Raw genomic sequence first — 9020 nt, 5'->3', positions numbered from 1 at the left:
GCGGAGATCTCCGCGACGACGACGGCGAGCACCAGGACCAGCAGGGCGCCGAAGATCAGCGGCGGCGCGTAGTTGGAGCCGAACCGCCCGGGCGCGACGACGAACGGCCAGGTGAAGGCCACCAGCCCGATGAAGGCGGCCAGGGCGACGACGACACGGGCCCGGCCGGGGATCCGGACGGCGGTCACCGGGCGGCCTCCACCGCTTCCACGGCCGCCGCGACCTGACGCACCGTCAGATAGCCGAGCGGGGCGAGGATCTTGGCGGTCTGCGGGGCGAAGGTGGGCGAGGCGACGATGACCTCGGCGGTGGGCCCGTCGGCGACGATCTCACCCTCGGCCATCACCACGACGCGGTCGGCGGCGGAGGCGACGAACTCGACGTCGTGGGTGGAGACGACGACCGTACGGCCTTCGGCGGCGAGGGCGTCCACGATGCCGGTCAGCGCCTCCTTCGCCTGGTAGTCGAGCCCCCGGGTGGGTTCGTCCAGCAGCACGACCCTTGGTGCGGCGGCGAGTTGGATCGCCAGGACGAGGGCCAGCTTCTGCCCCTCGGAGAGGTCCCGGGGGTGGGTGCCGTCCGGGATCCCGGGGGCCAGGCGGTCGAGGACCTGCCGTGCGGTCGGCCCGCCGGCGCCGTCGGCTTCGAGGTCGCTCTGGGCGAGTTCCTGGGCGACCGTCTCCAGGTACAGCAGGTCGGTGGGGGTCTGCGGGACGAGCCCGACCAGCTGCCGGGCCCGGGCCGCGGGCAGCCGCTTGGGGTCCGCGGCCGGGCCGCCCCCGGCGCCGGTGACCTTCACGCTGCCGCCCTGGCGGGGCCCGGAGCCCTGGAGCGCCCACAGGAGCGAGGACTTGCCGGACCCGTTGCGGCCCATCAGCGCCGTGACCTCGCCCGCCCGCAGCTCCAGCCGGACGTCCCGGACGGCGGCCACCGGCCCGTACCGGACGACGACCCCCGTCGCCTCCAGCACCGGTTCCCCCGCCACCGCTGCCCGGCGCGGCGGGGGAACCGGCAGATCGGTGAGCCGCTCCCGCAGCGGCGCGGCGGCCCGGCGGGCGTCCCGGACGGACAGCGGCAGTGGCCGCCAGCCGGCCAGTCGGCCGAGGTCGACGACGGGCGGCGCGATCGCGGTGTCCCGGAAGACCTCGGCCGGGGGGCCGTGCACGACCGTCCCGTCGCCGGGCAGGTAGGCGACCCGGTCGGCGTACTGGACGACCCGCTCCAGGCGGTGCTCGGCCAACAGGACGGTCACGCCGAGGTCGTGGACCAGCCGGGTGATCGCGGCCAGCACCTCCTCGGCGGCGGTCGGGTCGAGCGCGGAGGTCGGCTCGTCCAGCACCAGGACGCGCGGGTGCGCGGTGAGCACCGAGCCGATGGCGACGCGCTGCTGCTGGCCGCCGGAGAGCTCGTACAGGGCCCGGTGGCGCAGGTCGGCCAGGCCGAGCAGGTCCAGGGTCTCCTCGACCCGCTTGCGCATGGTCTCCGGCGGGATCGCCAACTGCTCCATGACGTACGCCAGTTCCTCCTCCACCGTGTCGGTGGTGAAGCCGGCCAGCGGGTCCTGCCCGACCACGCCGACCACGTCGGCGAGTTCGCGCGGCGGGTGGTGGGCGGTGTCGCGGCCGTCCACGGTGACCCGGCCGCGCAGGGTGCCGCCGGTGAAGTGCGGCACCAGTCCGTTGACGGCGCCGAGCAGGGTCGACTTGCCGACGCCGGTGCGGCCGACCACCAGGCAGAGCTCGCCCTCCGGGATGTGCAGGTCGACGTCGCGCAGGACGGGCGTGCTCTCGCCGTCGTACACCACGCCGACCCGGTCGAATCGGATCACGTGCTCACCTCGGAGGTCGTGCGGTCGGTGCGGTCGGTGGGAGCGGCGTCGGGACGTGCGGCCGGGCGCGGCCCCGGCCCGGCGGCGGGTCCGGGCGTCCGGCCGGGCGGTGGCGAGACGATCCCGGCCGCCCCCGCCAGCAGCAGGGCGAGCACCGGGACGAGCGGCAGAGTCGGCCAGGTCAGCGGGTACAGCGAGGGGTTGAGGTCGGTGGCGTCGTAGCCGACGGTGGCGAACAGCAGCACGGCGGCGGTCACCCCGCAGCCCGCCACGCCCCACTCGGCGGCCCGCCAGCGGTCCGGCCGGTAGGTGGTGCGCCGCACCCGCCGCCCGCCGAGCAGCAGGCCCGCCACGCAGAGCACGGCACCAGCGAGGAAGGCGGGCAGGCCGAGCGCGGCCGGCGCCGTCCCGTCCAGCAGCCCGTACACCCCGGCGCACAGGCCGCACATGCCGAGCAGCATCAGCGCGCCGGTCAGCCGGCGGGAGCGGCGCGAGGCGGTGCCGGAACGCCCGTAGCCGCGCGAGTCCATCGCGGCCGCGAGGCTGAGCGAACGCTCCAGCGCGTCCTCCAGGACCGGCACCACGATGCTGCGCAGGGCACGGACGCCCTTGCGCCGCCCGGCACGCAACCGCCGTGCCCGGGCGACCCGTTGGACGCTCTGCACCAGCTGGGGCGCGACGCTGAGCGACACCGTCACGGCGACGCCCAGCTCGTACAGGGCCCCGGGCAGCACCCGCAGCGCCCGCTTGGGGTTCGCCAGGGTGTTCGCGGCGCCGATGCAGCAGATCAGACAGGCCAGCCGCAGCCCGTCGAAGGCCGCCGAGAGCGTGGCCTCCAGCGAGACCGGGCCGCCGATCTCGATGCCCGCGTACCAGGCGGGGGTGGGGATGTGCGGCAGGGAGAAGAGCAGGTGGTCGTGCGGGGTGACACCGGTGGCGAAGACGCACCGGAAGACCACCCGGATCGCCACCACCGTCAGGGCCAGCCACAGGTAGTAGGTGAACCCGCGCGCCCACGGCGCCTCGCTGCGGCGGGCGGTGACCACGAAGCCGAGCACGGCGAGGACGAGCAGGAGCAGCAGCGGGTTGGTGGTGCGGCTGGCCGCCGTCGCCAGGGCGAGCGCCCAGGCCCACCAGGCCAGCGGGTGGAGGTTGCGCGGGACGCGCCGGCCCCCCGCGGGACGCCCGGGGGCGCGCTGCGGGGAGCCGGACTCGCGTGTGTCGAGCGTGCCCACCGGATCACTCGGCCCGTCGGCGCCGGCGCCGGGCGGCCACCACCGTGGCCACGCCCAGCGCCACGACGAGGACCGAGCCGAGCACGGCGGGGACCATCGACCCGGAGTCGTGCGGGGCGTCGGCCACCGGGTTGGCGTCCACCACCCCGCCGGGCACGGCTGCCACGGACGTGGGCCCGGCCTCGGCCGCGGCCGTCTGCGGTGTCGACTGGTCGCTCGGGGCGTCGGTCGGCGGGGCGGTGGACGGCTCGGCCGGCACCGGCGTGGGGTCGGGCGCACCCGGCGGGGTGCTGCCGTCCTCGGGGATGGCGGGGTCCGTCCCCGGGGTCGCGGCGGACCCAGGCGGACGGGCTCCGCCGGGCTGGGGCGCGGCGGGGGCCGGGGCCCGGCCGCCGGTTGAGCCAGTGCTGCCGGTCGACCCGGAGCCGCTGCCGCCCGTCGTACCGGATCCGCCTGTCGTACCGGAACCGCCCGCCGCTCCGCCGGAGCCGCCCGTCGTGCCCTGGCCGGGGTCGGCCGGCTGCCCGCCCGGGCTGGAGTTGTGGGCCCGGACGCTGTCCGGCGAGATCGTCGGACGGCCTTCGGTGCCCTCGACGTTGGTGCCGCCGAAGATCCACAGGTCGACGCTGCCGGGCTTCGGCTGGTAGAGCATCGCGCCGAGCTGGCTGTAGGACCACTCGTTCTGGCCCGGATCGGCGTGCCAGTACGACCAGTACGCGGTGGCCGGGGGCGTCAGGACGCACTTCTCCTGCTCCGGCGTCGGGTACTGCCTGCCGCCCTGGAAGCCGCTGTAGCCGATCCGGCAGATGAAGGCCGGGCCGTCGTGGCCGGTGCCGGTGGTCTTCCAACCGCCCTGGTTGAGCAGGGTGAACCCGGTGGTGGGCGTGGTGCCGCAGGAGCGCAGCAGCGGGCCGCCCCACTTGCCGAAGTCCACGGCGAGTACGGCACCGGAGGTGGTGGTGCACTGCTCGATCGGCAACGGGGTCGCGGCGGCCGGGGTGGTGCCCGCGGCGACGCCGCCGAAGGCGAGGGCGAAGGTCAGCGACGCCGCCCCGGACAGCCGGGCAAGGCGCGTGCCGAGTCCCCGGCTCACCGGTGACGCCCCGGGGCGGCCGCGGTGCGACGACGGGCGACGAGGACGGCCCCGGCGCCGAGCGCGGTCAGCGCGCCGGCTCCCGCCGTCAGTGCCAGTGCCTGGCTTCCGGTACTGGCCAGGCCGCCTGAACCGGTCCGCACCGGTACGCCCCCTGCCCCGGCGGCACTGTCACCCTTCGGGGTGTCGATGCCGCCGGACGAAGGGGTGTCGGTAGCCGGGATCGGCGCGGTCGTCGTGGGCGAGCCCGCCGGGGTGCCGGTCGGCGTCCCGGTGGGACTGACCGTCGGGGTGGGCGTTCCCGTCGGGGTGGTGGTCGGAGTCCCGGTGGGAGTAGGCGTCGGCGTGCCCGCGAGGTCGCGGGACAGCGTCCCGAAGGAGATGCCGGTGGCACCGCCCAGCACCTGCGTGGACGCGCGGATGTCCGAACCCCGCTGCCCGGCGGCCGCGACGTTGAACCCGCCGTCGCCGTTCTGCTGCCCGGCGAGGAAGTCGAGCGCCTTGGCGATCTGTCCACCGTAGGCGGCCTGGCGCAGCGTCATGCCCTGGACGGCCAGCGCGGCCGAGTTGGTGGAGTCGCCGGACGCGCCGGGGAAGCCGCCGTCGGGCAGCTGCCGCGCGGCGAGCCAGCCGAGCCCCTGGTCGACCGCCCGGGCGGCCTCGTCCCCGGGGACGAGGGCGAGGGCCATGACGGCCATCGCCGTGCTGTCCACGTCGGAGTCGCCGGTGGCGGGGATCAGGCTCGGCCAGGAGCCGTCCGGGTGCTGGAGGCCCTTCAGGTAGGCGATCGCGGGGGCGACGCTGGTGGACTCCCCGGCCCGGAGCTGGGCCATGACGGCGAGCGCCTGGGAGAAGACGGAGGTGGCGTAGGCGTAGTTACCCGGGGCGGCGCAGCCGGTGGTCGCGTCGGCCTTGGCGCACACCAGCGCGGCGAGGGCGGCGATCAGGTCGTGGCCGCCGAAGTCCCGCGGGTTGCGGCCGACGGCCTCGGCGAGCAGCGCCTCCTTGCCGATGGACCCGCCGCCGGCGTACTCGGTGCCGATCGCGGTCCAGTCGTTGACGGTGCGCTCGCTCGCGTCCTTGCCCTGCTGGTCGAGGAAGTCGACGATCCGGCGCAGCGCGGCGTCGTCGGTGCCGGTCGCGGCGAGGGCGTAGGCCCCGTCGATGGTCAGGCCGAAGTCGGCGAAGGCCGGGAAGCCCTCGTAGTAGTGGCCGTCGATCAGGCGGGCCGGGTCGGTGAGGTAGGCGCTCCCCTTGGCCGCGTCGGGTTTCCTCCCCGCGGGCGGGGTCGGCGTGGTGGTGGGGCCGTCCGGGTTGTGCCGGACGGTGGTGAGGTCGGTGCCGGTGAGGGCCAGGAGGGCCTGCTCGGTGGCGACGGCGTCCGGGTCGATGGTCGACTCGTCGGGGCCGAAGCCGCCGTCCTTGCCCTGGCGGGCGGCGAGCCAGGCGGTGGCGGCGGCCCGGTGGGCGTCCTGGCCGGTGGCCTGGAAGACCTGGGCGGCGATCGCGGTGCTGGTGGTGTCGCCGGGGGCGCCGGGGTACGGGAGGAGGGAGCCGTCTGGCTGCTGGCTCGCCGCGAGCTGGTCGGCGGCCTTCCTGGCGGCCGCTTCGTAGCCGGGGGCGGTCCGCAGGGCGAGGGCGGCGATCGCGGTGGCGGACGGGTCGGACTCGCAGTGGTCACCCGCGACGATCATCGAACCGGCCATGCCGCCGTCGGCGCACTGGAAGGCCGCGAACCGGGCGAGGGCCGGGGCGGGCGGCGTCACGCCGCCGCGCTGGAGGGCGATGACGCCGAGGGACTGGACCCAGGGCGAGGACGCGCCGAGGAAGTCCCCGGCGGCGGTGCACCTGCCGTTCTCCCCCGCCCCCGTGCAGACGTGGTCGGTGAGCGCGGCGACCAGGTCCCGCCCGCCGAAGGCGCGCGGGTCGCGGCCGGTGCTCTCGGCGACGAGGGCCAGCAGGGCGGCGGCCCTGGTGTCCGGCGCGCCGGCCGGCCCGTCGGGGTGCAGGAACGCGTCGGTGTGGGCGTCGAGGAAGGCGACCACCTTGCGCAGCGCCGGGTCCTGCGTCCCCGCCGCCGCGAGCGCGATGGCGGTGAGGGCGGTCCGGGGGTAGTCGGGCCCCGGGGCGGCCCAGTTCTCCATGTGGTCGCCGCCGACGAGTTGGCCGGCCAGCCAGGCCGCGGCGGCCGCCGGGTCGCCCGTGGCGGAGGGGGATCCGGTGGGGCTCGGGCTCGTGGTCGGGGTTGCCGAAGGGGAGGCGGAGGGCGAGGGGCCGCCGTTCCTGGCGCGGACGGAGTCCGGGGTGAAGTTCGGCGCCCCGCTGGTTCCGCCGATGTCCGTACCGCCGTAGACCCAGGCCTCGACCTCGCCGGGCTTGGGCTTCTGCGTGCCGGCCCCGAACCGGCTGTAGGACCAGGTCTGTTGGCCGGGTTCGGCGATCCAGTACGACCAGTACGCGGTGGCCTGCGGGGTGTTGACGCACGGCTCCTCGGCCGGTGTCGGGTACTGGGCGCCGCCGTTGAAGGTCCCGGTCCCGAGCCGGCAGATGAAGGCCGGTCCGTCGTGCTCGGTGCCGGTCGTGGTGAAGCCGGCGTTGTGCAGCAGGTTCATGCCCGTCGTGGGGTGGGCGTCGCAGCCCCGGACGACGCCGCCGCCCCAGTGGGTGAAGTCGACGGCGACGATCGCGCCCGTCGTCGCCGTGCACTGCTCGATCGGGTCGGCCGAGGCGGTACCCGGGTACCCGAGCAGGACCGTGCCGCAGGCGGCGATGGAGACGGTGCCGGCGACCACCAGCGAGGCGAGGTCCCGGTTTCTGTGACGTGTGCGATTGCTGCTGACCCTCACGACGACTCCCTGGTCGGTCGACACGCGAGGCGACGGCGCAGCCGACGGTCGCCCGCGGGCACGGGGCCGTCGAAACCGCGTCGTAGTCCGCGACGACGCAAGTGCTCTGTGAACAGACCCCCGGTCCAGGCATTCCGGCTCACCCACCCCCAGGTGGGTCCACGGTTGCGGGTCAGCGCCGGAGTTGGACCGGCTTCCCCTGAATGCCGAGGGCAAAAAATCGGTTCATCAGACCACGCTGACCGACGGAGAGTCAACGGGTCGTCAGGTCGATCACATCACCTCGTCGGGCGACGGACCTGTGCGGTAGCGTCCGCGGTGGCCGAGCGGGGGAACCCGGTGCGAACCCGGGGCTGACGCGCAGCGGTGTGGGGCGGTGACCGTACCGTCCCGAGCCCGAATGCCCGCCCGGCCACGCACCACGGCGAATGCCGGCCCACGCGATCCGGGCGGCGACCGCTCCGGCAGTCGCGCCCCCAGCGGACGCGGGAGTCCCGGGGCAGGGTCGGCGCCCGCCACCCCAAGGAGCCTGTCCCGTGCCCCTCCGCACCCCGTCCCGCGCCGCCTCGGCGACCACCGTCGCGCTGACGGCCGGCGCCCTGCTGCTCTCCGCCGTCCCCGCCCACGCGACGGCCACCCCGGCCCAGACAGCCACCTCCAAGAGCACCGGCGTCACGTACCTGAAGTCCCTCCAGGCCGCCGACGGCAGCTACGTCACCGGCGGCGGACTCTCCAACGAGTGGGCGTTCAGCGCGCTCGCCGCCGCCGGAACGGCCGCCGCCGACGTGACCCCCGGCGGGGACAGCAGCAGGAACGCCCGCCTCGTCTACCGCAACCAGCTCGCCGCCCCCGGCTGGCCCGGCACCTCGCCCGTGGCCACGGACTACGAGCGCGCCGTCCTCAACGCCTACGCGGCCGGCATCGACCCCGCCCGTGTCGGCCCCGGCCGCAACCTCCTCGCCGACCTCACCGCCTACTGGCAGACCGCCGAACCCGGCTACTACGGCCCGTCCGCCAACTTCAACGGCACCGTCTTCGGCCTGCTCGCCCTCGCCGGCGCCAGGACCCGGGCCGGCGCCCAGCGCGCCCCGCAGCCGCTGCTCGACGCCTCCGTCACGGCCGTGCGCGCCAACCAGCACAACGACGGCGGCTGGAACTACAGCAAGGCCGCGGGCGACCCGACGGCACTCGCCCAGGGCAGCGACATCGACATGACGGGTGCCGCCATGGCCTCCCTCTGCACCGGCGGAGTTCCCGGCACCGATCCCGCGATCGTCGCCGCCAAGAACTTCCTCAAGGGCAAGCTCGCCTCCTCCGGCGCCTTCAACGCCATGTTCGGGGTGAACACCGACTCCAACGGCTGGGCCGTGTCCGGCCTCAACGCCTGCGGCATCAACCCCCAGGGCACCGACTTCACCAGCGGCACCGGCAAGACCCCGGTCGACTTCCTGATCTCCCAGCAGTTCAAGCCCGGCGGCGGCTTCAAGTACCTTCCCACCGACACCAGCCCGTCCGCCTACGCCTCCGTCGACGGCCTGCGCGCCGTCGCCGGCGCCGGGTTCACCGCCACCCCGCCCGCCCCCACCGCCGCGGGCGAGCCCGCCTGGGCCGCGACCACCGACTTCACCGCCGGCACCGCCGCCCGGCTCCCGCTGGTCGTCGACGACGGCACCGGCGCGCTCAGGGTCTGCGCCGTCACCCTCACCCCGACCGGCACCACCACGACCCTCGCCGACGTCCTCGACGCGGCCGCCACCGCGACCCCGAGCGGCTGCGTCACCTCCGTCACCCCGTCCACCGGCGGCGGCACCGTCACCGCGCTCAACGGCACGGCCAACGCCGGCTCCTCCACCTGGAAGCTCAGCCTGGACGGCGCCACCGCCACCCCGGCCGCCCGGGCCGCGACCGTCCACCTCGGCGACACCGTCTCGCTGCGCTACGGCGGCTGACCGCACGACGCGACGCAGGACGGGGGCACCGGCGCCCCGGCCCCTTCCGGAGAAGGGGCCGGGGCGCCG

5 protein-coding genes, 1 pseudogene and 1 riboswitch are annotated in these 9020 nt (G+C 75.8%); of the genes and pseudogenes, 1 reads left to right on the top strand and 5 read right to left on the bottom strand.

Translation table 11 applies throughout. The features are described 5' to 3' along the window. From ACWDCZ_RS37345 to ACWDCZ_RS37325, 5 genes and pseudogenes are all read right to left on the bottom strand, one after another. Nucleotides 1-188: pseudogene (locus ACWDCZ_RS37345) on the bottom strand (ECF transporter S component); the annotation flags it as partial. Continuing rightward, nucleotides 185-1828, bottom strand: coding sequence for an ABC transporter ATP-binding protein (locus ACWDCZ_RS37340; protein WP_388046767.1), 1644 nt, complete (start codon nt 1826-1828; stop codon nt 185-187). The gene ACWDCZ_RS37340 and the pseudogene ACWDCZ_RS37345, both read right to left, overlap by 4 nt. Next, nucleotides 1825-3063 carry a CbiQ family ECF transporter T component gene (locus ACWDCZ_RS37335; protein ID WP_449818248.1) on the bottom strand — a complete coding sequence of 413 codons (1239 nt, stop codon included), beginning with the start codon at nt 3061-3063 and terminating at the stop codon, nt 1825-1827. The genes ACWDCZ_RS37340 and ACWDCZ_RS37335 overlap by 4 nt, the downstream gene beginning before the upstream one ends. 4 nt (nt 3064-3067) lie before the next feature. Then, on the bottom strand, nt 3068-4156 hold the full coding sequence (locus tag ACWDCZ_RS37330) for a hypothetical protein (RefSeq protein ID WP_449818247.1): 1089 nt from the start codon (nt 4154-4156) through the stop codon (nt 3068-3070). After that, nucleotides 4153-7002, bottom strand: a complete 2850-nt coding sequence (locus ACWDCZ_RS37325) for a prenyltransferase/squalene oxidase repeat-containing protein (protein ID WP_449818246.1) — start codon at nt 7000-7002, stop codon at nt 4153-4155. Before ACWDCZ_RS37325 ends, ACWDCZ_RS37330 begins: the two co-directional genes overlap by 4 nt. Before the next feature lie 329 nt (nt 7003-7331). Then, a riboswitch (cobalamin riboswitch) is annotated at nt 7332-7408 on the top strand. 130 nt (nt 7409-7538) lie between these two features. Here ACWDCZ_RS37325 and ACWDCZ_RS37320 point away from each other — a divergent pair. Further along, a complete protein-coding gene (locus ACWDCZ_RS37320) occupies nt 7539-8951 on the top strand; it encodes a hypothetical protein (protein WP_449818245.1) in 1413 nt (470 codons plus the stop codon). Nucleotides 8952-9020 lie beyond the last annotated feature (69 nt).

Source organism: Kitasatospora sp. NPDC001225, from assembly GCF_053597855.1.
This window is presented reverse-complemented; position numbering and strand designations above follow the sequence as displayed.